17 protein-coding genes are annotated in these 23,614 nt (G+C 72.6%); 2 read left to right on the top strand and 15 right to left on the bottom strand.

Annotation, left to right across the window (positions count from 1 at the left end; genetic code table 11):
• Positions 1-98: 98 nt before the first annotated feature.
• The 5 genes from katG to ABZ815_RS12480 all read right to left on the bottom strand — a co-directional run bounded on the left by katG (position 99) and on the right by ABZ815_RS12480 (position 6,048).
• A complete protein-coding gene (gene katG / locus ABZ815_RS12500) occupies positions 99-2,327 on the bottom strand; it encodes a catalase/peroxidase HPI (protein ID WP_357696983.1) in 2,229 nt (742 codons plus the stop codon).
• Between the two features lie 32 nt (positions 2,328-2,359).
• Positions 2,360-2,797, bottom strand: a complete 438-nt coding sequence (locus ABZ815_RS12495) for a Fur family transcriptional regulator (RefSeq protein ID WP_357696981.1) — start codon at positions 2,795-2,797, stop codon at positions 2,360-2,362.
• Between the two features lie 95 nt (positions 2,798-2,892).
• Positions 2,893-4,515, bottom strand: coding sequence for an ABC-F family ATP-binding cassette domain-containing protein (locus ABZ815_RS12490; protein WP_357696979.1), 1,623 nt, complete (start codon positions 4,513-4,515; stop codon positions 2,893-2,895).
• Between the two features lie 251 nt (positions 4,516-4,766).
• Complete coding sequence (locus tag ABZ815_RS12485) at positions 4,767-5,441, bottom strand: ankyrin repeat domain-containing protein (RefSeq protein ID WP_357696977.1); 675 nt, start codon at positions 5,439-5,441, stop codon at positions 4,767-4,769.
• Positions 5,442-5,499: 58 nt separating this feature from the next.
• On the bottom strand, positions 5,500-6,048 hold the full coding sequence (locus tag ABZ815_RS12480; RefSeq protein WP_357696975.1) for a heme-binding protein: 549 nt from the start codon (positions 6,046-6,048) through the stop codon (positions 5,500-5,502).
• A gap of 200 nt (positions 6,049-6,248) precedes the next feature.
• Here ABZ815_RS12480 and ABZ815_RS12475 point away from each other — a divergent pair, with 200 nt between their 5' ends.
• Together ABZ815_RS12475 and ABZ815_RS12470 are read left to right on the top strand one after the other, a co-directional pair.
• Positions 6,249-7,535, top strand: a complete 1,287-nt coding sequence (locus tag ABZ815_RS12475; RefSeq protein WP_357696973.1) for a histidine kinase — start codon at positions 6,249-6,251, stop codon at positions 7,533-7,535.
• On the top strand, positions 7,532-8,155 hold the full coding sequence (locus ABZ815_RS12470) for a response regulator transcription factor (protein WP_357696971.1): 624 nt from the start codon (positions 7,532-7,534) through the stop codon (positions 8,153-8,155). The genes ABZ815_RS12475 and ABZ815_RS12470 overlap by 4 nt, the downstream gene beginning before the upstream one ends.
• A gap of 63 nt (positions 8,156-8,218) precedes the next feature.
• On the opposite strand, the gene ABZ815_RS12465 is transcribed toward ABZ815_RS12470, so the two are convergent.
• The 10 genes from ABZ815_RS12465 to ABZ815_RS12420 form a co-directional block, all read right to left on the bottom strand.
• Positions 8,219-9,154, bottom strand: coding sequence for a hypothetical protein (locus ABZ815_RS12465; RefSeq protein ID WP_357696969.1), 936 nt, complete (start codon positions 9,152-9,154; stop codon positions 8,219-8,221).
• Positions 9,155-9,168: 14 nt separating this feature from the next.
• Positions 9,169-10,341: an MFS transporter gene (locus ABZ815_RS12460; RefSeq protein ID WP_357696967.1), complete on the bottom strand. Its 1,173-nt coding sequence runs from the start codon at positions 10,339-10,341 to the stop codon at positions 9,169-9,171.
• Positions 10,342-11,661: a discoidin domain-containing protein gene (locus ABZ815_RS12455; protein ID WP_357696965.1), complete on the bottom strand. Its 1,320-nt coding sequence runs from the start codon at positions 11,659-11,661 to the stop codon at positions 10,342-10,344.
• Positions 11,662-11,913: 252 nt separating this feature from the next.
• Positions 11,914-12,966 (bottom strand): right-handed parallel beta-helix repeat-containing protein, encoded by a 1,053-nt coding sequence (locus ABZ815_RS12450; protein WP_357696963.1) that lies wholly within the window; start codon positions 12,964-12,966, stop codon positions 11,914-11,916.
• 94 nt (positions 12,967-13,060) lie between these two features.
• Positions 13,061-15,025, bottom strand: coding sequence for a glycosyl hydrolase family 8 (locus ABZ815_RS12445; RefSeq protein WP_357696962.1), 1,965 nt, complete (start codon positions 15,023-15,025; stop codon positions 13,061-13,063).
• Positions 15,026-15,632: 607 nt separating this feature from the next.
• Positions 15,633-16,226, bottom strand: a complete 594-nt coding sequence (locus ABZ815_RS12440; protein ID WP_357696960.1) for a DUF305 domain-containing protein — start codon at positions 16,224-16,226, stop codon at positions 15,633-15,635.
• A gap of 82 nt (positions 16,227-16,308) precedes the next feature.
• Complete coding sequence (locus ABZ815_RS12435; protein ID WP_357696958.1) at positions 16,309-16,689, bottom strand: hypothetical protein; 381 nt, start codon at positions 16,687-16,689, stop codon at positions 16,309-16,311.
• Between the two features lie 125 nt (positions 16,690-16,814).
• On the bottom strand, positions 16,815-17,177 hold the full coding sequence (locus ABZ815_RS12430) for a hypothetical protein (protein ID WP_357696957.1): 363 nt from the start codon (positions 17,175-17,177) through the stop codon (positions 16,815-16,817).
• Between the two features lie 45 nt (positions 17,178-17,222).
• The gene (locus ABZ815_RS12425) at positions 17,223-17,681 is read right to left on the bottom strand and encodes a hypothetical protein (protein WP_357696955.1); all 459 of its coding nucleotides are present in this window, start codon (positions 17,679-17,681) and stop codon (positions 17,223-17,225) included.
• A gap of 210 nt (positions 17,682-17,891) precedes the next feature.
• Positions 17,892-23,390: a carboxyl transferase domain-containing protein gene (locus tag ABZ815_RS12420; protein ID WP_357696953.1), complete on the bottom strand. Its 5,499-nt coding sequence runs from the start codon at positions 23,388-23,390 to the stop codon at positions 17,892-17,894.
• Positions 23,391-23,614 lie beyond the last annotated feature (224 nt).

Genomic DNA, 23,614 nt, shown 5'->3' with positions numbered 1-23,614 from the left:
AAAAACGACTCGTTTAGTATGAAATAACCCCAGCCACCGCGCAAGCCTCCGGGCACGCGGAACGCCCGGGGCAACCGCCCCGGGCGTTCCGGTCACGCTCAGGCCAGGTCGAACCGGTCGAGGTTCATGACCTTGTCCCACGCCGCGACGAAGTCACGGACGAACTTCTCCTTCGCGTCGTCGCTCGCGTAGACCTCCGCGACCGCGCGCAGCTCGGAGTTCGCGCCGAAGACGAGGTCGGCGCGGGTGCCGGTCCAGCGCACCTCGCCCGTGACGGCGTCGCGGCCCTCGAAGACGTTGGCGTCCTCGGTCGAGTGCCACGTCGTGCCCAGGTCGAGCAGGTTGGCGAAGAAGTCGTTGGTCAGCCTCCCCGGGGTCGTGGTGAGGACGCCGAGCGTCGACTGCCGGTGGTTGGCGCCCAGCACGCGCAGGCCGCCCACCAGGACGGTCATCTCCGGCGCGCTCAGCGTCAGCAGGTTGGCCCGGTCGAGCAGCAGGTACTCGGCCGGCAGGCGGTTGCCCTTGCCGAGGTAGTTGCGGAACCCGTCGGCGGTCGGCTCCAGCGCGGCGAACGACTCCACGTCCGTCTGCTCCTGCGTCGCGTCGGCCCGTCCCGGCGTGAAGGGCACCTGGACGTCGTAGCCGGCCTCCTTGGCGGCCCGCTCGACGCCAGCGCACCCGGCGAGCACGATCAGGTCGGCCAGCGAGACCTGCTTGCCGCCGGTCTGAGCGCCGTTGAACGTCTTCTGGACGCCCTCCAGGGTGCCCAGCACGGTCGCCAGGCGGTCGGGGTCGTTGACCTCCCACGCGCTCTGCGGCTGCAGGCGGATGCGCCCGCCGTCGGCGCCGCCACGCTTGTCGCTGCCGCGGAAGGAGGAGGCCGAGGCCCACGCGGTGGACACCAGCTCCGCCACCGACAGCCCCGAGGCGAGGATCTGCTCCTTGAGGGCGGCGACGTCGGCCGCGTCGACGAGCTCGTGCGTCACCGCGGGCAGCGGGTCCTGCCACAGCAGCGTCTCGGACGGGACCTCCGGGCCGAGGTAGCGGGCGACCGGGCCCATGTCGCGGTGGGTCAGCTTGAACCACGCGCGGGCGAAGGCGTCGGCGAGCTCGTCGGGGTGCTCCAGCCAGCGGCGGGTGATCTGCTCGTAGACCGGGTCCACGCGCAGCGACAGGTCCGTCGTCAGCATCGTCGGGGCGTGCCGCTTGGCCGGGTCGTGGGCGTCGGGGACGGTGCCGGCCCCGGCGCCGTCCTTCGGCCGCCACTGGTTGGCGCCCGCGGGGCTCTGGAACAGCTCCCACTCGTAGCCGTACAGGATCTCCAGGAAGCTGTTGTCCCAGGTCGTGGGGGTGTCCGTCCAGATGCCCTCAAGGCCGCTGGTGATCGCGTCGCCGCCCTTGCCGGTGCCGTGGCTGTTGCGCCAGCCGAGGCCCATCTGCTCGATCGGGGCGGCCTCGGGGTCGGGGCCGACGCTGTCGGCCGGGCCCGCGCCGTGGGTCTTGCCGAAGGTGTGACCGCCCACGATCAGGGCGGCGGTCTCCTCGTCGTTCATCGCCATGCGGCGGAAGGTCTCGCGGATGTCGCGGGCCGCGGCGAGCGGGTCGGGGTTGCCGTTGGGGCCCTCGGGGTTGACGTAGATGAGGCCCATCTGGACCGCGGCCAGCGGGTTCTCCAGCTCGCGGTCGCCGGTGTAGCGCTGGTCGCCGAGCCAGGTGGACTCGGGGCCCCAGTAGACGTCCTCGTCGGGCTCCCAGGCGTCCTCGCGGCCGCCGGCGTAGCCGAAGGTCGTGAAGCCCATCGACTCCAGGGCCACGTTGCCTGTGAGGATCAGCAGGTCGGCCCAGGAGATCTTGCGGCCGTACTTCTTCTTGACCGGCCACAGCAGGCGGCGGGCCTTGTCGAGGTTGCCGTTGTCCGGCCAGCTGTTGAGCGGCGCGAAGCGCTGCTGCCCGGCCCCGGCGCCGCCACGTCCGTCACTGATCCGGTACGTGCCCGCGCTGTGCCAGGCCATCCGGATCATGAACGGGCCGTAGTGGCCGAAGTCGGCCGGCCACCAGTCCTGCGAGGTCGTCAGCACCTCGGCGATGTCCCGCTTGACGGCCGCGAGATCGAGGGTCTTGAACTCGGCGGCGTAGTCGAAGTCCGCGCCGAACGGGTTCGCCACGGCCGGGTTCTTGGCCAGGATCTTCAGGTTGAGCCGCTCCGGCCACCACTGGCGGTTGCCGCCGCCCTGGGTCGGGTGCGGGGCGCGCTCGTGCGCGACCGGGCAGCCGCCGCCGTCCTCCGACTTGGCGTCTGTGACGATCGCATCATGGTTCTCAGACATGGGAATCCTTCCGGACTAGGCGGATCGGGTGCTCAGGCACTGCTGCCGGTGGAACAGGCGGGACACAGGCCCCAATAGATGACCTCGGCCTCGTCGATGGCGAAGCCGCGGTCGTCGGAGGCGGTCAGGCAGGGCGCGTGGCCGACGGCGCAGTCGACGTCGGCCACGGCGCCGCACGACCGGCACACGAGATGGTGGTGGTTGTCCCCGACGCGGCCCTCGTACAGGGCCGAACTGCCGGGAGGGTCGATGCGGCGGACGAGCCCCGCGGCGGCGAGCGCGTGGAGGGCGTCGTACACGGCCTGCAACGAGATATGACCCACGCGCTCGCGCACCCCGGAGGCGATCGCCTCGACCCCGAGATGGTCGCCGTCCCGGACGGTCTCGAGCAGCGCGACCCGGGCGGCGGTCACCCGCAGCCCGGCGCCACGCAGCTCCTCGGCGGTCGTCGGAGCGTTCGATGCGGTCATAGCCGCCAAACCTACCCACATAAACCTGAATGACACAAGAGAACGAATCATCCAAGTTTAGTAAGATGTCCGGAAATGTTCCCCCAGAAGGGCCATTACGCCGGGGCCGGACCCCCTTCCAGCAGCCGCCCGCCGGACAGCTCCAGCCTGCGGTCCACCCCGATCTCCGCCAGGAACCTCTCGTCGTGACTGACCACCACGAACGCCCCCTCGTACGCGCCGAGCGCGCTCTCCAGCTGGCTCACGCTGACCAGGTCGAGGTTGTTGGTCGGCTCGTCCAGCAGCAGCAGCTGGGGCGCCGGTTCGGCGCACAACACGCAGGCCAGCGTGGCGCGCAGCCGTTCGCCGCCCGACAGCACGGCGACCCGCAGGTGGGCCCGCGCGCCCCGGAACAGGAAGCGGGCCAGCAGGTTCATCCGCTCGGCGGCCGGCATCGCGGGGGCGAAGGCGGCCAGGTTCTCGGCGACGGTGAGCTCGTCGTCGAGCAGGTCGAGCCGCTGTGACAGGTAGGCCACCCGGCCGTCGGCCCGCCTGGTCGTGCCGCTGTCGGGTTCGAGCTCGCCGGTGATCAGGCGCAGCAGCGTGGACTTGCCGACGCCGTTGGAACCGGTCAGCGCGATCCGCTCGGGCCCGCGGACGACCAGGTCGAGGCCCGGCTCGGCGAACAGCCCGCGGGCCATGAGGTGCTCGCCCTGGAAGACCGTGCGCCCGGCGGGCACGTTGGTGCCGGGCAGTTGCAGGGAGATCCGCTGGTCGTCGCGCAGGGCGCGGCCCGCCTCGTCCAGCCGGGCCTTGGCGTCGCTGACGCGGGCGGCGTGCGTCTGGCTCGCCCGGCCGGCCGACTCCTGGGCGCCGCGCTTCATGTTCCCGGCGAAGATGCGCGGCAGGCCGGCGTTCTTGAGGTTGCGGGCGGCGTTGCCGGCCCTGCGCTCGGCGCGCTCGCGAGCCTGCTGCATCTCCCGCTTCTCGCGCTTGAGCTCCTGTTCGGCCGTGCGCACGTTGCGCTCGGCGGCCTCCTGCTCGGTGCGTACGGCCTCCTCGTAGGCGGTGAAGTCACCGCCGTAGAAGCGCACCTCGCCACGGTCCAGCTCGGCGATGCGGTCCATGCGGTCGAGCAGGGCGCGGTCGTGGCTCACCACGAGCAGGCAGCCCTTCCAGTCGCCGAGCACGGCGTGCAGCCGGTCGCGGGCGTCGAGGTCGAGGTTGTTGGTGGGCTCGTCGAGCAGCAGGACGTCGGGCCGCCTGAGCAGCTGCGCGGCCAGGCCGAGCGAGACGATCTGCCCGCCGCTCAGCGTGCGCAGCGTGCGGGCGAAGTCGAGGTGGCCGAGGCCGAGCCGGTCGAGCTGGGCGCCGGTGCGCTCCTCGATGTCCCAGTCGTTGCCGATGGTGGTGAAGTGCTCCTCGGCGGTGTCGCCCGCCTCGATGGCGTTGAGCGCGGCGATCACCGGGGCGATGCCCAGGACCTCGGCCACGCTCAGGTCGCCGGCCAGCGGCAGGCTCTGCGGCAGGTAGCCGAGCACGCCGGCGACGGACACGCTGCCGGCGCGCGGCCGGTACTCCCCGGCGATGAGCTTGAGCAGGGTGCTCTTGCCCGCGCCGTTGGGGGCGACCAGGCCCGTACGGCCGCCGGGCACGCTGAAGGACAGGTCGCTGAAGACCGGGGTGTCGTCAGGCCAGGAGAAGGACAGGTTGGAGCAGACGATGAACGCGTCGGACATGTGAAGAAGACCTCAACGGAGAACGCGGGCATGCCGAAGCCGCCCGGTGAAAGGACAGGGATTCGGGAAACGACGAACAGGGCCACACCGGCGGCGCTCACGCGCTCACGCCGGGGCCGATCAACCTCCGGTATCACCCGGAGATGTCGTCGTCACCTGCCATGTCTGGTCTCCTAGCTGAGAATCACAAGCATTTCACACCTTAGCAGGCGGCCCGTCGTGCTCCGGCCGCCTGCTTCCCGGGTGAGGTGTCAGTGGGCTCCGGCGGCGCGGAGCAGGGCGGCCACCTGCCTCTGGCCCTTGGCCACGGCGTGCGCGAGCGGGGTGACGCCGTCGCGGTCGGCCAGGTCGACGTCGGCGCCCGCGGCGATCAGCAGCCGGACGATCTCCTGGTGACGCTCACCGCCGGCGCCCAGGATGACCGCCTCCAGCAGGCCCGTCCAGCCCAGGTCGTTGACGTGGTCGACGTCGATGCCGGTCTTCAGCACCTCGCGGACGTACTCGACGTGCCCGCGTTCGCAGGCGGGGATGAGGGAGACGCCGCCGTAGCGGTTGCGCTTGGTCAGGTCGGGCCCGGCGGGCAGCAGCGCCCTGAGCATCGCGACGCTTCCGGTGACGCCGGTGACCAGCCAGGGGGTGTCCTTCCTGAAGTCCTGGGCGTCGGGGTCGGCGCCCGCCGCGATCAGCAGCTTGGCCACCTCGACGTGGTCGGCCGCCGCCGCGAGCAGCAGGGCCGTACGGCGTTGCGCGTCGCGGGCCTCGACGTCGGCCCCCGCCCCGAGCGCGTCCCGGACGGCGGCGGCGTCACCGCGCGCGGCCCCCGCCAGCAGTTCCTCGTCGGCCATTCCCGCTCCTTTCACCTCGCGCCCGCCGCAGGCCGCGAGCATCAGACCGAGCCCCCAGGTCAGGACGGCTCGGCGCTTCATCCCTTCATCCTTCCGCCTTCCCGCCCCCGGCCGCGCGCCGGGGGCCGGGCACGGCCGGTCAGCGCAGCTGCCCGGCGACCGCCTTGAGGCCCGCCTGGGCGATGGACTCGTCGATGTCGCCGCTGGGGGCGCCGCCGACGCCGATGCCCGCGACGGGGGCGCCGCCCGAGGCGACGGGCACGCCGCCGCCGAGGAAGAGGGTGCCCGGGATGTCGGCGATGGACGGTCCGCCGCCGGTGATGCCCTTGCCGAGCTCACTGGTCGTCCGGCCGAAGGAGACCGCGGTGAACGCCTTGCGCCTGGCCGACTCCTCGGTCTGCGGGCCCGCGCCGTCGCCCTTGAGCACCAGGCGGGTCGCGCCGGACCGGTCGACGATCACGACGGAGACGCGCTGCTTCTGCTTGACGGCCTCCTTCAGCACGGCGTCGGCGATCTTCAGGGCGGCGTCGGCGGAGAGCGTCCCGGTCTGCACGACGGGCTCGGCGGCGGCCACGCGGGCACTGTGGGCGGCGTCGGCGGCCTGGGCGGGCGAGGTGGCGGCGACGGCGCCGGCCAGCACGGCCAGCCCCGACAGCGAGCCGGCGACCAGGCGAGTACGGATGTTCATGATTTCTCCAGTTCGGCAGGGCGAAGTCGGACACCTCAAGGTTTCCCGGCGGACCGCGCCGGGCCATCGGAAGCACGGGCGATCCCCGCGCGCCGGCCGGTCGAGCGCCGGGTCAACCGATCGGTTGATGCGCTCCCGTGCTGGTGGGGGCCACCATCGGGCAGGGGATAGTGTCGGAGGGCATGGCGACGGGGAGGGCGATGAGGGAGCGCACCTGGCTCAACTGGGCCATGCACGTGGGGTTCTACCTGCTGCTCGCCGCCTCGGCCCTGCGGCTGGTGTCCCGGCACGGCATGGTCCCGCAGACGGTGACGTCGCTGGCCGTCTGCGCCCTGCTCGCGCTCGCGTACGCGGCCGGGATCGTGGGGTGGGACCGGCTGGGGCGGCAGGGGCGGCTCGTCTGGCTGGGCGGCGTGGCGGCGGTGTGGCTGGCGCTGGTGATGCTGGCGCCGTCGTTCAGCTGGTGCGCGGTGCCCCTGCTCTTCCTGTGCCTGCGGCTGCTCGACGCGCGCGGTTTCGCGGTGGCCGCCGCGGCGCTGACCCTGGTGGTGATCGTGGCCCAGCTGGAGATCGCCCGGGAGCTCGACGTCAGCCTGATCCTCGCGCCGGTCGGCATCGCGGCCATGACGGCGGTCATCTTCGGGGAGCTGCAACGCGAGAGCGCCGCCCGGCAACTGCTCATCGACGACCTGATCAGCACCCGCGGCACGCTGGCCGACTCCCGCCACCGCACGGGCGTCCTGGAGGAGCGCGAGCGGCTGGCCAGGGAGATCCACGACACGCTCGCCCAGGGCCTGACCAGCATGGGCATTCTGCTCCAGGCCGCCGACCGCATGTGGGCCACCGACCCCGCCCAGGCCCGCGCCCACGTACGGCGGGCCGCCGCGGCCGCCGCCGACAACCTCGACGAGGCGCGCCGGTTCGTCCGCGGCCTCCAGCCGCCCGGCCTGGTGGACGTCTCGCTGCCCGAGGCGCTGGCCCGGCTCTGCGCCGACGCCGACGGCACCGGGCCACGGGTGCGCTTCCGGCTGGCGGGCGAGGAGTACCCGCTGGCGCCGGAGGTGCAGGCGGCGCTGCTGCGGGTGGCGCAGGCGGCGCTGGCCAACGTACGCGACCACGCCGGACCGGCGGCGGGCACAGCGGCGGGCACAGCGGCGGGGACAGCGGCGGGGACAGCGGCGGGGACAGCGGCAGGGACAGCGGCAGGGACAGCGGCAGGGACAGCGGCGGCCACGGTGACGGCCACGGTGACGCTGTCCTACCTCGACGGCGAGGTCACGCTCGACGTGTTCGACGACGGCGTGGGCTTCGCCGAGCCCGCCCCCGCTCCCGGCCGCGGCTACGGGCTGCGGGCGATGCGCGACCGGCTGGCGGAGGTGCACGGCGTCCTGGTGGTCGAGAGCGCGCCGGGCGAGGGCACGGCGGTCGCGGCCCGGGTGCCCGCCGCGTGGCCCCCGCGCGTCCTGGACGGCGGTGGCCCGGCATGAGGCTGTTCCTGGTCGACGACCATCCGGTGGTCCGGGCGGGGCTGGTGGCCCTGCTCGGCGGCGAGGACGACATGGAGGTCGTCGGCGAGGCCGCCGACGGGGCCGAGGCGCTGCGCGGCATCGCCGCCCGCTCCCCCGACGTCGTGCTCATGGACCTGCAGCTCGGCGACGGCATCGACGGCGTGGAGGTCACCCGGCGGGTCCGCGAGCTGCCCGCGCCGCCGCAGGTGCTGGTGCTGACGACGTACGAGAGCGACGCCGACATCATGCGGGCCGTCGACGCCGGGGCCATCGGCTACCTGCTCAAGGCGTGCCCGCCCGAGGAGCTGTTCCAGGGCATCCGGGCCGCGGCCAGGGGCGAGAGCGTGCTGTCGGCCAAGGTGGCGACCCGGATGATGCGGCGCATGCGCGAGCCCGGCCCGGCGCTGAGCGCCCGCGAGGTCGAGCTGCTGGAGCTGCTGGCCAGCGGGGCGAGCAACCGGGAGATCGCCCGGCGGCTCTTCATCACCGAGGCGACGGTCAAGACCCACCTGGTGCACATCTACGACAAGCTCGGGGTGGAGACGCGCACGGCCGCCGTCGCGGCCGCCGTCGAGCGCCGCCTCATCCGGCTCCCTTGAGCACCGGCCGCCCGCCCGGACGGCCGGGCGAGCGGCCGGGCGCGAGGGGTCGCGTGCCAGGCGTCAGTGGATGGCGGCGGGGGAGGTCGCGCCGGGGACGAGCCGGTGCGGCGGGCCGCCGGTGACGTCGGCCGCCCACACGTCGCCGTCCTTGGCGTACATGACCGTGCGGTCGTCCAGCCAGGCGGCCTGGTCGTCGATGCTGGCCCGCTCCCCCAGCGGGCTCTCCCGCATCGTGGCCAGGTCCAGCAGGTGCAGCCGCCACGGGCCGGGTGAGACGCGTTTCTTGAACACCAGCCGGGTCCCGTCCGGCGACAGGGACGGGCACTCGGCGTTCTCCCTGAGCACGCGGGCCCGCCAGGCCCCGAAGTCGCCTTCCACCAGGTACGTCCGGCCCTTGGTCCCGACGGTCGCGTAGAAGCGGTTGTCGTCGGCGGCGAACGTGACCCCCCAGTAGTTGACGTCGGCGGAGTGGTAGCGGCGGCCGTCGAGGTAGAGCGGGATGTCCTCCATGTTCGTGATGAGGTAGCCGGTCCGGGTGTCGAGGATGCCGGTCCAGGTGGAGAAGCCGCCGGTGCTGTAGGAGTCGCCGGTGACGAACACCGTCCAGGAGGCCATCCGGCCGCTGGCGGACACGCGGGCCCGGCTCGGCACCCCGGCCAGGTTGACCCGGCGGGTCTCCTTCAGCGACCGGTCCAGGACGAGCGCCTCGGTCTTCGGCAGCGGGCCGGGGCGGGTGGCCAGGCACAGGGTGGTGCCGTTCGCCGTGTAGAAGCGGTCGCAGGCCCGGGAGCTGACCCGCGGCGGCGCGCCCGGGTCGGCGAGGGGCACGGACGCGACGCGTCCGCCGCTGCGCACCAGCACCCGGCCGGGCTCGGCGGCGTCGAACCCCGCGGCGGCGGGCGCGACCTGGCGCGAGGACGCCGCCCAGGTGGCGTACGCGGTCGCGCCGCCGGCCAGCAGCACCACCGCGGCCAGGAGTACGAGCACCCGTCTCATTGACGACCTCCTTGTCATCGCAGCGCCCGCCAGGCGATCACGGACGCCGTCACCAGCCCCGCGGCCATCACCGCCAGCGCCGGCCCCTCCCCCGTCCCCGCCCACAGCAGGCCGAACAGGATGGACGACACCATCCGGGCCGTGGCCTGCCCGGTCTGGAGCAGCGCCAGGCCGCCGGTCCGCGCGCTCTCGGGCAACATCGGCCCGGTCAGCGCCATGAGCACGCCGTCGGTGGCGGCGTAGAACAGGCCGTGCAGCAGCAGCGCGGGCACCAGCCAGGCCGGGCCCAGCAGCACCAGGTACACCGCGAGCAGCGCCACGTGCCCGGCGACGAACACCGCCGCGCGCCCGAACCGGTCCGACAGCCTGCCGAGCGGCACCGCCAGCAGCAGGTACGCGCCCGCCGTGCCGAGCGGCAGCAGCGGGAACAGCTCGGGCGCGATCGCCAGCCGACGTTGCAGCACCAGGTAGACGAACGAGTCGCTGACCGTCACCAGGCCGAGCACCACCGCCACCAGGCAGGCCCGGCGGAACCCGGGCTCCCGCGTCACCGCCGCCCGCAGCCGTACGCGGACGGTCAGGGGGCCGCGCCGGTCCCGTACGTACAGAACGAGCAGGAGCACGCCCAGGGCGGCCACGCAGAAGCTCGTCACGAACACCGCGTCGTAGGCGCCCGCCGTCGCCGTCAGCACCGCGAACGCGGCCAGCGGCCCGAGGAAGGCGCCCACGGTGTCCATCGCCCGGTGCACCCCGAACGCGCCGCCCAGCCGTTCGGGCGGGGCGCTCAGCGTGATGAGCGCGTCCCTGGGCGCGGTGCGCAGCCCCTTGCCGGTGCGGTCGGCGGCCACCACCAGGCCGAGCGCCGCGGCCGACCCGCCGGCCGCGAGCAGGCCCAGCTTGCAGACGGCCGAGAGCCCGTACCCGAGCCCGGCGACCAGCTTGCGGCGGCTCCACCGGTCGGCGGCGTGCCCGCCGGCCAGCCTGACCAGCGCGGTGACACCGAAGTACAGGCCGTCCAGCAGCCCGAACTGCACGAGGCTGAGCCCGAGCGCGCCCACCAGGTACAGCGGCAGCACCGCGGTGACCATCTCCGACGAGATGTCCGTGACCAGGCTGACCAGGCCGAGCGCCACCACGTTGGCGGGCACCGCCCTGGTCAGCCGGGTGCCGAGAAGCGAGATGTACATCTAGTGGCAGGAATAGGTCGGGCTGCTGTCCTTGACCGAGCCGTCGGTCCCGACCAGCTGCCAGCCGAACGTGCTCCCGGCGAACGTCAGCTTCAGCACGCCGAAGGTGTCGGTCAGCCGCTTCTGGCTGTTCGGCTGCACGTTCTCGATCTGGTACGGCGACGCGCCGCCCATCCCGCCGAGCACCTCGACGATGCCCTTCGCGGTGTCGGCCTGGGCGCTGGGGTTCTGCGGCCCGAACCGCTCGTAGTGGTGGTCGTGCCCGTTGAGCACCAGCTCGGCGCCGGCCGCGTACAGCGCCTGCCAGACGGGCTTGGAGACGGGGTCGTTGCCGTGCTCGCCGGAGCTGAACAGCGGGTGGTGCCAGTACGCGGCCACGCACGGCTTGGTGGTGGCGGCGAGGTCGTTCTTGAGCCAGGTGAGCTGGGCCGACTGGTCGAAGTGGTTGGAGTCGAGCGCGACGAAGTGCCAGTTGCCGCGGTCGTAGCTGTAGTAGCTCTTGCCCTGTGGGAAGGCGATGGCGCCGAAGTAGGACTTGTACCCGGCCTCGGACCCGGCCGGGTCGTAGGTCTCGTGGTTGCCGGGGACCGGGCGGGTCTTGGCCTTGAACCTGCCCCACGTCTTGTCGTAGTAGTTGCGGAAGTCGGACAGGAGTGCGTCGTCGTACTGGTTGTCGCCCATGGTGATGACGAACTCCGGGTTCATCGACTCGACCAGGGCGGCCGTCTTCGGGTGCACGCAGGAGGAGGAGCTCGCGGTGCACTGCTCGGCGATGTCACCGGCGGCGGCCACCACGAACGTGTCGCCCGGCGGGTCGGTGGGCGGGTCGGTCGGCTGGGTGCCGCCGCCGTAGACCTGCATCTCCCACAGGGAGTAGCCGTAGGAGGTGCCGCGCGCGGTCCCGTACATGCGGACGTAGCGGCCGGTGGCGGTCAGGGCGAGGTCGTCCACGCCGCCGTCGCCGGTGGTGGTGGAGTAGACGTCGGTCCAGGCGCTGCCGTCGGCGGAGGTCTGGATCTTGTACGACTTGCCGTAGGCGTCCTCCCAGGTCAGCTTGACCCGGCTGATCTGCTGGGAGGCGCCGAGGTCCACCCGCAACCATTCGGGGTCGTGGCCTTCGGCCGAGGCCCACCGGGTGGCGGCGAGGTCGCCGTCGAAGGCCTTCGCGGCGGCGTAGGAGGAGGCTTCCTTGGAGGAGGAGGTGGCGGGTCTGCCCTGCGAGAGCAGCGTCTCGGCGGTGCCGGCCGAGGCGGTGGCGGCCACGAGCAGGCCGGCCACCAGGCCGATCACGGCCATGACGGCCAGGCGGACTCTGGACATGGCGATTCTCCTGGGGGTGAGAGATCGGAGCACGGTCCGGTGGGCGGCCGGGTCAGGAGTCTTTCGCTGAGCGCGTCACCTCCTCGTGGGAGGCCGCGCCGAGCCGCTTACCGGGATCGTGGCCCAGGGCGCGGAGGGCTGTCAATAAAGTTAGGAAGCTTTCTTAACCCTGTTGGGCCGGGGTTCACCCGGCCGCCGCGCGGCACGCCGAGGCCGCCGCCCGGAGACCGGGCGGCGGGTCCGCGCCGCCGGTCAGCCCGGGGTCACCGGGACGTTCGTCAGGCCCCGGGTCGCGCCCGTGACGGTGTTGGAGGAGTGCACGACGTTCGGGTCGGCCACGCACTTCGAGGTCGAGGTGATCTTGATGGCGTACGCGCCGACGCCGCCGAGGTCGGAGCGGTTGCCGCGCCAGACGTTCCCGCACCCGTTGAGGAAGGACGGCGTCGTGGCCGGATTGTGCGTCTCGTAGCCGTTGGCGAAGGTGCCGGGTGGGGCGAACGTGCCCGTGTTGTTCTCGATCGTGTAGCGGGAGCCCTTGACGTCCACCCAGGAGTCGGCGGAGTTCTGGCCGCTGACGCCGGTGCCGTCGAAGGTGTTGCCGCTGATCAGGCCGCCGCTCGTGCCCTCCTTGACGTCGATGTGCTCGGCGGCGACGTACGGGCCGATCGTGTTGCCGGTGACCTGGACGCGGTCCGACCGGTCCACGCCGCCGGTGTTGCCGTGGCAGCCCCAGTTCGAGCCGGCCGAGCCGAGGTAGACGCCCTCGCCGTAGCCGGGCTGGACGAGGCCCGTGTAGGCGACGCGGGAGTTCCTCAGGACGCCGTCGGAGGAACTGCGCCGGAAGTGCACGCCCTCGTCCTCGACGTGGTGGACGTACACGCCGTCGATCACCACGTGGGCGGAGGCGTCCAGGACAACGCCCTTCTTGGAGTCCTTGACGGTGAACCCGGTGAGCCGCCAGTAGGGAGCCGCGTACAGCCAGAGCCCGTAACCGGAGTCCCAGCCGCCGCCGGGCGCGGGACAGGACGGCGCGACGCCCGAGGGACCGTCGTTGACCAGGACGGCGTTCGCCGGGCCGGTCAGCGTGATGGGCGCGGCGGCCGTACCGGGGCGCTGGGCGACGAAGACGCCGTGGTACTCGCCGGGCGCGAGCCTGATGGTCTGCCCGGGAACCGCCCCGGCCAGCGCGCTCACGAGCTGAGCCGCCGTGGACACGTCGACCACCTCAGCCACCTCACCCACAGCGGCGCCGGGCGGAGAGGTGAGCAGGAAGGGCAGCAGGCCGGCCAGCAGGGTCCGTCTCATGGGGGTTCCTCCCTTCGGTGGGCCGTGCCCGCGAACGCCGTGCCGCGGGCCCGCGAACGCCGTCCGCGGGCACGGCCGAGGGTTCCGCCGCCGGTCAGGGCACCCAGTGGTTGCCGGTCACCGTGATCATGACCTGGAGCTGGATGCTGGCCGAGTAGTAGCTGCTCGCGTCGATCGGCGTGCCGAGCATCTTGTTCCACAGCGCGTCCAGCCACGCCTGGCTGCCGGAGTCCGTCATCGCCGCCACCGCGAACGGCGCGAAGAAGGCGGCCTCGCTGCCGCTGGAGATCTGCGTGCCGTTCAGCTTGTAGCCGATCGCGATCTTGCTCGGGTCGCCGCCGGTCTTGCCCTTGATCCAGGAGTTGAGCTTCCTGGCCGAGGCGAGCGACTTGGCGTCCCCGCTCGTCACGGCGTCGTCGCCGATGCGCCACGGGGTACGGCAGGCGTTCCACCAGTACTGGCCGTCGTTCGGGTCCTCCAGGACCTGGCCGGGGGCCGGCTTGGCGGTGGTGTTGGTGTTGACCACGAAGTCCGGCAGCAGGCCGGTGGCGGAGGCGTAGTTGGCCTGGAGCGTGGTGATCAGGTTCTGGTGGGCGGTCCTGATCGTGTCCCAGGCGCTGTTGCCGGTCGCCTTCCTGAAGGCCCTGAAGTGGTCGATCATCCAGTCCGAGGTACGGGTGATGTAGTAATACTGGTCGCCCGAGCTGCTCCAGTCGCCCAGCTTGAGCAGGTTCGTGGACGGGTTGATCTCGTCCTTCTTGATGGCGTTGATGTGCTTGACCGCCAGGTCGAGGTAGTTGTACGTGCCCGAGCTGCCCCACTGCCGGTGGGCCAGGAGCAGGCCGTAGGCGACGTCCATGTCGCCGTCGGTGGCGCCGTCGCTCCCGTCGACGCTCTTGCAGGCGGTGTCCTGCTCGGCGGCCAGCAGGTCGGGGTTGATGGACGACGGGTGGTCGATCATCCACTTGACCATGCCGTCGAAGATCTTCTTGGCGTCGGGGTCGGCCCCGGCCATGGTCGCGACGATCGCCATGCCGTATCCCTGGGCCTCGGCCACGTACGGGTGGTCGGCGTCGGGCGAGATCACCTCGTACCAGCCGTTCCCGCAGTTCTGCCGGACGAAGGCGGCCTTCCACCGCTTGTAGTAGTCGACCACCCGCGCGTCCAGCGTGGCCTGGTCGCCCGTGGGACGCAGCATGCCCGCGGCGTACGGGATGGTGTGGCTGCCGAAGGGCACCGCGGGACCGCTGCCGCCGGGCTGCGTGGTCGCCGTGACGCCGCCACTGGCCGCCGACTGGTTGCCCGCGGCGTCGCGCGCCTTGACGGTGTAGCCGTAGGCGGTGGCCGGGGTCAGGCCGGTGTCGGTGTACGTGGTGCCCGCCACGGTGGTCACCAGGGTCGAGCCCCGGTAGACGAGGTAGCCGGTGACGCCCACGTCGTCGGTGGCGGCGTCCCAGGCCAGGGACACGCTGGTGGAGGTGGTGCCGGTCGCGCGCAGGTTGCCCGGGACGGAGGGCGGGGTGGTGTCGGTGCCTCCGCCGCCGCCGCTGCCGTAGACCTCCAGCTCGTACAGCGAGTAGCCGTACGTCGTGCCGCGGGCGGTGCCGTACATGCGCACGTACCGGCCGCTGCCGCTGACCGTCAGGTCGTCGGTCGCGCCGTTGCCGGAGGTGGTGGAGTAGACGTCGGTCCAGGTGCCGCCGTCGGGAGAGGTCTGGATCTTGTACGACTTGCCGTACGCCGCCTCCCAGGTCAGCTTCACCCTGGAGACGGTGTACGTGTCGCCGAGGTCGACCCGGATCCATTCGGGGTCGTGGCCTTCGACGCTGGCCCAGCGGGTGGAGGCGTTGCCGTCCACCGCCTTGGCCGCCTCGAAGCCGCTGCCCTCGACCGAGGACGAGGTGACCGGCCTGCCACGGGACAGCAGCGTGTCGGCGCTGACGGAACCGGCCGCGGCCGCGGCCGGTGGCGCCAAGGGCGTCGCCGCCATCAGCGCCGCGACCAGGGCCGTGACGAGAAGCGACGACCGCCGGGGGCGCCGCTCAGGACGTCTGATCATGCGTTGATCCTTCGGATAGGGGGTGCCATGGGGCCATCCGCAGGTGGACCGTGATCGAAAGGCGGGCGTTAGGAAACTTTCCTAACCCTCACAGCGGACGCTAAACAAGAACACCCTCTTCCGCAACCCTTCCCCCCAAACCAACCGCCCCCGTTCACCTCCCCGCCACCCCACCCCCTCCCCAAACCACCCCAAACCCACCCGACAGCGGGCGCCCCCAACGGCGCCAGGAGATGGGACGTGACAGCGGGTCGCCCTCAGCGACGTCAGAAGGCAGGACATGACAGCGGGTCGCCCTCAGCGACGTCAGCAGGCGGGGTGTGACGGCGGGTCGATCTCGCCGGGCGGTGCCGTGACGTACCGGTCGTGGCGCCTGCGGGGGGCGCGTTCGCGCCTGATGAGCGTCTGCCGTTCCCGCTCGCACGGCGGCGGCCATGGCGGCGACCGTCGTCACCACCAGGCGCGCCACCCCCGAACCGGGCGGCCGCCCCGAGCCCCTGGCCCGGCACGGCCGCCCCTCCCCTGCCCCCGCCCTCACTGAGCAGGGGGCACGTGCGCCCCGGCAATGGGACCGGTGCCGCCGGGAACGTCCCGGCGGCAGGTGGGATCAGAGGCGTTCGAGGAGCTTGCGGAGCTGGGCCACCTCGGCCTGCTGCGCGCTCTCGATGCCCTTGGCCAGCTCCTTGGCCCGCGGGTCGGCCCCGCTCGCCTGCTCGGTACGCGCCATCTCGATCGCGCCCTCATGGTGGGCGATCATCTGCTCCGCGAACAGCTTGTCGAAGGCGGTCCCCTTGGAGCCTTCGAGCTTCTTCATGTCCTCGGCGGACATGATCCCGGGCATGTCGTGCCCCATCCCGCCGGACGGGACGGGCTTGCCCCACTCGGCCAGCCAGCCCTTCATGGTCTGGATCTCCGGATCCTGGGCGGCCTTGATCTTGGCGGCGAGCTCCTTGATCTCCGGGTCCTTCGCCCGCTGCGGGGCCAGCTCGGCCATCTCGACCGCCTGCTGGTGATGCGGGATCATCATCTGGGCGAACATGACGTCCGCGTCGTTGAACGACGCCTGCGACGGCTGGGCACCAGCGGTGGTGGCGGCCGCGTCGGGCGTGGCCGTGGAGGCGGTGTCGGTGCCGCCGCACGCGGTGAGCAGGGCGAGCGCCCCTGCGGCGACGACGACGGCGATCTTACGGTTGCTGGACATGCTGAGGTGATCTCTCGATTCGCTGGGACGGTCGGCAGGTTCTCGCGGATCGCCGTGGAGGGCGTCCGCGCCGGCCGCCGGCCTATATGCGCAGGATCGAGAGGTGGGCCAGCCGCAGGGACGTGGGCCGTGGCGGCGGCCTGGCGACCGGCCGGAGAGACGACCCAGCGCCGGCGCCACCGAAGGCACGCCGCCGCGCGCCGACCCAGAAGGCCAGCAGCGCCACGACGAGCAGCGAGCTCAGCACGGCCAGGCAGACCCCGGCCGGATCGAGCCCCGGCATCTCGTGGTCCGACTGAAGCCCCGCGTGGCCGGACTGAAGCCCCGCATGGGCGGCGGGGGCCTCGTGGGCGATCGCCATGTCGTGCCGGGCGTTCACGTGCCCGAGAGTGTGCATCCCGCACACGCCGAGAGCGAGGACGACGAGCAGGAGGGCACGCACACCCCGCCGCAGGATCCCCACCGGCCCTCCCCCGTAGCTCCGGTTCTGACGAACGAGCACGATACGGGAGCCGCCTACCATGGGCAACCTGGACCCGGTACGGGTATATGAGACCTGAATCACGATGGTGACCCAGAGCCTTCCTCCTACATTCCCGGCTTGACCAGCGCGCCGCTCTCCCCGATTCTCGGCAGGCAGGCGGAGATCTCCCCTTCGTCGACGAGATCCCGTATCACCTCGACCATCCCGGCGACGCCCGGCTCCCGCACGAGAACCAGGTCGGGGGTGCAGCGGTACCGACCGCCCAGGCTCTCCCCGGACCGGGCGTGCCGGTCCATGATGCGCCCCGCCTCCTCCAGGGTGAGCATGAGAGCGCTGTATCGCTCGCCCGACGGCAACGTGACGATCGCGTCGCCCGTCTCCAGCCGCGAGGGGTCGGCCTCGCCGTCGAGCAGGATGTCCAGGGTGAAGCCGTCTTCGGCCCAGGTGAAGTAAGGGCTGTCGTCCAAGGGAGTCGCTCCGAGGGCGGCGGGGTCGTGGGACGCCTGAGTGTGTCAGAAGAACTGGGCGAGGCGGAACGGACGCACCACCAGCGGGACCTCCGAACGGCTGAGGACCTTGACCTTCCTGAAGCCGGTCCGCCAGTCCGCCGTCACCTTGACGCACTTCAGCCGCACCTCGTGCTCCCCCGGCGGCGCGAACCGCGAGATGACGACGCCCTTCTTGCCGAACCCCATCCCGCCCAGCCCGACGCCCACCTCGCGGAACATCCGCCACGACCCCTTGACGGGGAACGCGGTGGACCCGACGACGGCGTGGTTGGCCTGGGTGGGGCAGTGGATGAGCAGCCGGATGGCGTCGTTCTGGTGCGGCGCCGCCGGCGAGACGCGGAAGGACGTGAGCTTCTTCCAGGACGTGTCCCCGTCCTGGCCGGAGGCCACCTCGGCGAGGACGGCGGGCCCCACGGGGACGCCCGCGAGGGCGACCGCCGCCAGCACAGTGATCGACAGCATCTTTCCCCTCACGCGTTGTGACCAGATGGTTCTATTCTGGCCACTTCACCCCAGCGAAGGACGACGCCACGCCGGACCAGGCGACGACCTGATCCCGACCGCCTCCGCCGCCCCGGGGAACGCCGCCCACGAGCACGATGCCCGCGCTCGTGGGCGTCCAGCCGCGCGGACGATGCCGCACGTCCCCCCGAGTCGAGAGGACGTGCGCGGTCAGGAACCCTGGTGCAGCCGGGCGATGCCGCGTTCGACGGCCTCGATGATCCGCGGACGCAGCTCGGCGGCGCTGACGATCGCGTCGACCGAGCCGACCTCGACCGCGCGCTGGATGTTGTGCACCCGGTCGAACTCCGCGGCCACCTCGCCGAGCTTCTCCGCCCGTACGGCCGGCTGGACCTCGGCCAGGCGGGCGTTGAGCGCGGCCCGTTCGGCGCCGCTGGCCGCCGCGACCTGCCGTTGCAGCTCGCTCACGCGCGGGTCGGTCGCGGTGCGGTTGTTCACCTCGCCGGAGAAGACCACCGCCGCCGCCGGGGCGCCGCCGAGCACCGAGGCGAACGAGCCCTCCAGCGCCAGCACGGTCATGTTCGGGTTGAGCGCCTTGGAGAACACCACGAACGCGCCGCCGTGGTAGCGGGAGATGACGCAGAACACGATCGGGCCCTCGAAGTTGACGATCGCCCGGCCGATCTCCGCGCCGTACTCCAGCTGGAGCTTGCGCATCGACTCGGGTGAGCCGTCGAAGCCGGACAGGTTCGCCAGCACCACCAGCGGCCGGTTGCCGGAGGCCGCGTTGATCGCCCGCGCGGTCTTCTTCGACGAGCGCGGGAACAACGTGCCGGCCGTGTACGCGTCCGGCCCGTCGGCGGGCGGGAAGCCGCGCCGCGGCACCGGCCGGGACTCGATGCCGATCAGGCAGACCGGCCGGCCGCCGATGTGCACGTCCTGGACGGCCGAGGTGTCGGCGTCGGCCATGCCCGCCCAGCGTTCCAGCACCGGGTGGTCCTGGTCGGACAGGGCGCGCATCACCGTGCGGATGTCGAAGGGCTTCTTGCGGTCGGGGTTGTGCTCGGCGGAGAAGATCTGGCCGACGGTGGTGAAGTCGCTGCCCGCCACGGTGTGCGGGTAGTCGCGGACGTCCCGGTCGGCCGGGTCGGCGGTGGGCGCCCGCCGGGGGCCGCTCTCGCCGGGGACGACGTAGGTGTGGTCGTAGTGGGCCATCAGCACGTCGCGGGCGGCCGGCAGGTTGGGCGCCCAGTACTGGGCCTGGCCGTTGGGGCCCATCACGCGGTCGTAGCCGCCGATGCCGAAGTTGTCCTCCGCCGACACGCCGCCGGAGAAGTCGAGCGACTGCTTGCCGGTGAGCACCATCGCCGAGTCGGGGGTCATGACCAGGATGCCCTTGGTGTGCATGAGCATCGTCGCCTCGGCGTTCCAGTACGGCTGCGCCCCCACGGTGATGCCCGCGACCACGATGTTGATCTCGCCGCCGGCCTGGGTGAAGGTGACGATGCGCTTGAGCGCCGCCGCCACCCAGTCCATGTTCTCGGTGCCCGAGGTCATCGAGATCCGGGCGCCGGCCGACAGCGCGAACCACTCCAGGGGCACGCGCATGCGCTCGGCCAGGTCGAGCGCCGCGATCACCCGCGAGCACTCCGGCTCCGACAGCGCGCCCAGCGCCTTGGTCGGGTCGCCGAGCAGCACCACCCGGGTGACGCCTTCGGGATGGCGGGCGGTCGGCGTGGTGACCACGCCGGCCACGATCGCCGCGGAGTTGTTGCCCTTGGGCCGCTCGACCGGGACGAGCACGCCGTCGGCGTCGAGGTCGTGCTCGACGAAGCCGCCCTGCGGGCCGCTGAGCAGGCCGGTCAGCTCGTAGGGGTAGGCGTTGCCGCGCCGGGCGGCGCGCAGCACCTTCTGGCGGTAGTCGTCGAGTGGCTGGACCGGCTCGTCCGACGGCTTGCCGACCTGGAGGCTGGCGCCGTGGCCGGGGTCGAGGGTGATGCGCACGGCGACCTCGCTCAGCTCGCCCGAGGGGGTGCGCTGGCGGGCCACGAACTGGACCTCCTCCAGCCCGGCGCCCGCCGTGGTCGGCAGGATGCGCTGGACCAGCATGTTGAGCTCGTCGGTGGTCAGCTCGGTCGAGGGCCAGACGTACATCATGATGCGGTTGGTGTCGAACCGCTTGTTCTGGGGGCGCTGGGCCTGGATGTTGCGGATCGCGTCGAGGCCGGCGTTGAGGGCGTCCTCGACGGCGGGCAGCGCGACCAGGCGGCCGTCGGCCTCGCGCAGCGGCGTCAGGTCGCGGACCTGGCCCATGGTGATGAGCCGCTCGTCGGCCGGGTTGCTCTTGGCGACGGCCTTGAACAGGTAGAGCTCCTCGTCGACCGAGGGCAGCCGGGTGAGGTCGAACTCCTGGAGCCGGTGCAGTTGCAGGCGCTGGGCGATCTGCGGGTGCAGGCCGCGGATCAGGCGGTCCTCGGCGAAGCCGGCGCCGTCGGGGCGGAAGGTGAAGTGGTGGTGCATCACCGCGCCGCTGGTGCCCACGACGGTGGTGGTGATCCGCCGGATGCCCGCGGGCTGCGGGCGCTCGGCCAGGACCCGCCCGAGCCGTACGGCCATCTCCTCGGCGTCGGGCTGGTCGTCCCAGGTGAGGTAGAGGTCGGCGACGAGCCCGCGCCCGCCGACCCCGTCGGCCAGCGCGCCGACGGCGTCGATGACGTCGGGAAGGGCGGCGATGTCGGCGGCGGTGGTGACCAGGCGGGTCACGCCGCGCGGGCCGGTGTGCTCGGCGGTGACGAACCGGCAGCCCGCGCTGTCGCTGGTGGCGACCTGCGACAACCCGCGGTTGCCGTAGTAGCGGCGGGTCAGGACCTCCAGCAGGGGGGCGAGGTCGCGTTCGGGCCGGCCGATGCGCTGGCCGAGCAGCCGGACGAGCGGCTCGGAGCTGGCCACCATGGCCTGGATGCGCTCGGCGCGGTCGGGCGCGTCGGGGTCGCGGTCGAGGTGCCGCAGCTCGTCGCGGACGGCGGCGTAGACCTTGGCGCGGTTGCGGCGCAGCAGCGGCTGGGCGAACCAGCGGAACACCACGCCGCGGGCCAGGTCGGCGACCACCGGGAAGCGCACCTGCGTGGCCTCGACCAGGTGTTCCAGGGCGAGCCCGGCCCGCTCGCCGAGCGGCTCGCGCGGGGGCGAGCCGGCCAGCCAGGCGCGCAGCAGCTCCGACATGACGGTGACGCCGGTGGTCATCTGCTGCTGGGCCAGGAAGATCCGGAAGACCGCGGCCTCCAGCTCCGGCGTACGGTCGAGCTCCTCGACGCCGTAGTGCCTGAGCATGCGGCGCAGCTTGGCCTGGAACGCCTCGGGCAGGCCGGCCCGTTCGACGTCGAGGCTCTGCAGGTAGCTGTGGAAGTACTCGCGCGGGCTGTGCACCGGGCTGCCCGGCTCGACGTCGAGCTCGCCGCCCGGCTTGTTGCGGCTCAGCTCCGACAGGTCGGCGAAGACGGTGAGCAGGTCGAGCTCGCCCTCGACGACGCGGTCGTCGAGCTCGGCCCGCGCGGCCAGGTAGTGCGACACCATGCGGCGGCGGTCGTGGGGGGCGGCGTCGAAGCCGAGCAGCAGGTCGCGCAGGTCCTGCACGCCGCGCTCGGCCTGCTCGGCGGCCGACGCCCGCGGCGGGGCGGCGGGCAGGTCGATCTCGGGGGCGGTCGTCGCGGCGGCGGCCGGTTCGTCCTCGGCGCCCGCGAGGGGTTCCAGGCGCATCAGCGGCGCGCCCGCCTCGACCTGGCTGCCGACCGAGACGGCGCACTCGCGGACGCGGGCGCGGAACGGCGCGCGCAGCACCGTCTCCATCTTCATGCTCTCCAGCACCAGGATGGGCGCGCCCGCCTCGACCTCGTCGCCGGCCGACAGGGGCGTCGCCACGACCAGCGCGGGCGCGGGCGAGCGGACGACGCCGCCCTCGTCGCGGCTGATGCGGTGGGTGACGCCGTCGACCTCGACCAGGTGGATCGGGCCGTGGGTGGCCGACATCAGGCGGAAGCGGCGGCCGTTGACCGTGATGCGGCCGCTGTGCTCGTCGAAGCGGTCGATCTCGACGTCGAGCGGGTGGGAGCGGTCGCCGTCGGAGATGCCGACGCGGAAGCGCCGCTGCCCGGCCCTGGCCACCGTGAGCCGGTAGCCGGCGCCGCGGAGCTTGAGGGTCAGCGGGCGGCCGGTCTCGTGCTGCACCTGCGGGCGCCCGCCGTGGGCGGTGGCCAGCAGCCGGTTGCGGCTGACCTCCTCCTCGTCCTGGTAGGCCTCGATCGCGGCGGCGGCCAGGGCGACCGCGGAGTGGCGGTGACTGACCAGGCGGCCCTCGGCGCGTACGCGGTCGATCCAGCCGGTGTCGGCGACGGCGTCGACGACCTCGGGCTGGTCGAGCAGGTCGAGCACGAAGCTCTTGTTGGTGGCGCCGCCCTCGATGATCACCGTGGTGGCGGACATCGCGCGGCGCAGGCGGGCCAGGGCCTGCTCGCGGTCGCGGCCGTAGGCGATGATCTTGGCGATCATCGAGTCGAAGTCGGCCGGGATGGTGTCGCCCTCGCTGACGCCGGTGTCGACGCGGACGCCGGGCCCGGCGGGCAGCACCAGGCGGGCGATGCGGCCCGGCGCGGGGGCGAAGTCGCGGTCGGGGTCCTCGGCGTTGAGCCGGGCCTCCACGGCGTGGCCGCTCTCGCGCGGCTGGGGGCCTTCCAGGCGGCCGCCGGCGGCGACGTGCAGCTGCAGCCGGACCAGGTCGGTGTCGGTGGTCAGCTCGGTGATCGGGTGCTCGACCTGGAGCCGGGTGTTGACCTCCAGGAAGGCGAACAGCTTGTCGCCGGGGTGGTAGAGGAACTCGACGGTGCACGCGCCGCGGTAGCCGACGGCCACGGCGAGCCGTGCGGCCGACGCCTTCAGCTCGGCGGTCTGGTCGTCGCTCAGGACCGGGGAGGCGGACTCCTCGATGATCTTCTGGTTGCGCCGCTGCACCGAGCAGTCGCGGACGCCCAGCGCCCACGCCGTGCCCTGACCGTCGGCGATGACCTGCACCTCGACGTGGCGGGCGCCGGTGACCAGGCGCTCCAGGAAGACCACGCCCGAGCCGAACGCGCGCTCGGCCTCCTGGCTGGTGCGCTCGTAGGCGTCGGCCAGCTCGTCGGCCGAGGCGACCATGCGGATGCCCCGCCCGCCGCCGCCCGCGGTCGCCTTGAGCATCAGGGGGTAGCCGATCGCGTCGCCGGCGCGCAGGGCGTCCTCGAGCGTGGCCACCTCGCCGCGGCTCCACGGCGCGACGGGGACGCCGACCTCCTCGGCGATGAGCTTGGCGCCGATCTTGTCACCGAGCCGGCGCATCGCCTCCGCGCTCGGCCCGACGAAGGTGACGCCGATCTTCTCGCACAGCTCGGCGAAGGCCGGGTCCTCGGCGACGAACCCCCACCCGACCCACGCGGCGTCGGCCCCGGTCTCGACCAGCGCCCGCTCCAGCACGGCGTGGTCGAGGTACGGGCGCGCCGAGGCGGGCCCCAGCGAGTGGGCGACGTCCGCCTCGCGGACGAAGGTCGCGTCGCGGTCGGCGTCGGTGTAGAGCGCGATCGTCTCGATCCGCTTGCCGGTCTCCGCCGAAAGATCCCGGACGGCGTGGATGAGCCGCATCGCGGCCTCTCCGCGGTTGACGATGGCGACACGATTGAACACCGGTTGAGCCTCCCACGTACCCCGTACAAGTAGGCGAGTCCGGGGTGGTCCCCCGGAGCCTCGCCCGTCACTGTCTCTACCGTGCTCGATCACCGCCGCGTGTACCAATGTCCGCATAGTGCACGCCGGGGCTCCTGCTTTGTGCGGTTTCCACAAAAAGTGACCCCGCCACAGGGTTCGAGCGCCGGTTCCCGTGGCACCCTGCCACAAGCCGCCACGGTACT

Source organism: Nonomuraea sp. NPDC047529 (assembly GCF_040642995.1).
GTDB lineage: Bacteria > Actinomycetota > Actinomycetes > Streptosporangiales > Streptosporangiaceae > Nonomuraea.
The sequence above is the reverse complement of the archived record's forward strand: the minus strand, read 5'-3'. Positions and strand labels throughout refer to the sequence as shown.

Excerpts from the sequence above, each read along its gene's own strand:
- katG (WP_357696983.1), bottom strand. The coding sequence starts at position 2,327 with ATGTCTGAGAACCATGATGCGATCGTCACAGACGCCAAGTCGGAGGAC.
- ABZ815_RS12495 (WP_357696981.1), bottom strand. The coding sequence starts at position 2,797 with ATGACCGCATCGAACGCTCCGACGACCGCCGAGGAGCTGCGTGGCGCC.
- ABZ815_RS12490 (WP_357696979.1), bottom strand. The coding sequence starts at position 4,515 with ATGTCCGACGCGTTCATCGTCTGCTCCAACCTGTCCTTCTCCTGGCCT.
- ABZ815_RS12485 (WP_357696977.1), bottom strand. The coding sequence starts at position 5,441 with ATGAAGCGCCGAGCCGTCCTGACCTGGGGGCTCGGTCTGATGCTCGCG.
- ABZ815_RS12480 (WP_357696975.1), bottom strand. The coding sequence starts at position 6,048 with ATGAACATCCGTACTCGCCTGGTCGCCGGCTCGCTGTCGGGGCTGGCC.
- ABZ815_RS12475 (WP_357696973.1), top strand. The coding sequence starts at position 6,249 with ATGAGGGAGCGCACCTGGCTCAACTGGGCCATGCACGTGGGGTTCTAC.
- ABZ815_RS12470 (WP_357696971.1), top strand. The coding sequence starts at position 7,532 with ATGAGGCTGTTCCTGGTCGACGACCATCCGGTGGTCCGGGCGGGGCTG.
- ABZ815_RS12465 (WP_357696969.1), bottom strand. The coding sequence starts at position 9,154 with ATGAGACGGGTGCTCGTACTCCTGGCCGCGGTGGTGCTGCTGGCCGGC.
- ABZ815_RS12460 (WP_357696967.1), bottom strand. The coding sequence starts at position 10,341 with ATGTACATCTCGCTTCTCGGCACCCGGCTGACCAGGGCGGTGCCCGCC.
- ABZ815_RS12455 (WP_357696965.1), bottom strand. The coding sequence starts at position 11,661 with ATGTCCAGAGTCCGCCTGGCCGTCATGGCCGTGATCGGCCTGGTGGCC.
- ABZ815_RS12450 (WP_357696963.1), bottom strand. The coding sequence starts at position 12,966 with ATGAGACGGACCCTGCTGGCCGGCCTGCTGCCCTTCCTGCTCACCTCT.
- ABZ815_RS12445 (WP_357696962.1), bottom strand. The coding sequence starts at position 15,025 with ATGATCAGACGTCCTGAGCGGCGCCCCCGGCGGTCGTCGCTTCTCGTC.
- ABZ815_RS12440 (WP_357696960.1), bottom strand. The coding sequence starts at position 16,226 with ATGTCCAGCAACCGTAAGATCGCCGTCGTCGTCGCCGCAGGGGCGCTC.
- ABZ815_RS12425 (WP_357696955.1), bottom strand. The coding sequence starts at position 17,681 with ATGCTGTCGATCACTGTGCTGGCGGCGGTCGCCCTCGCGGGCGTCCCC.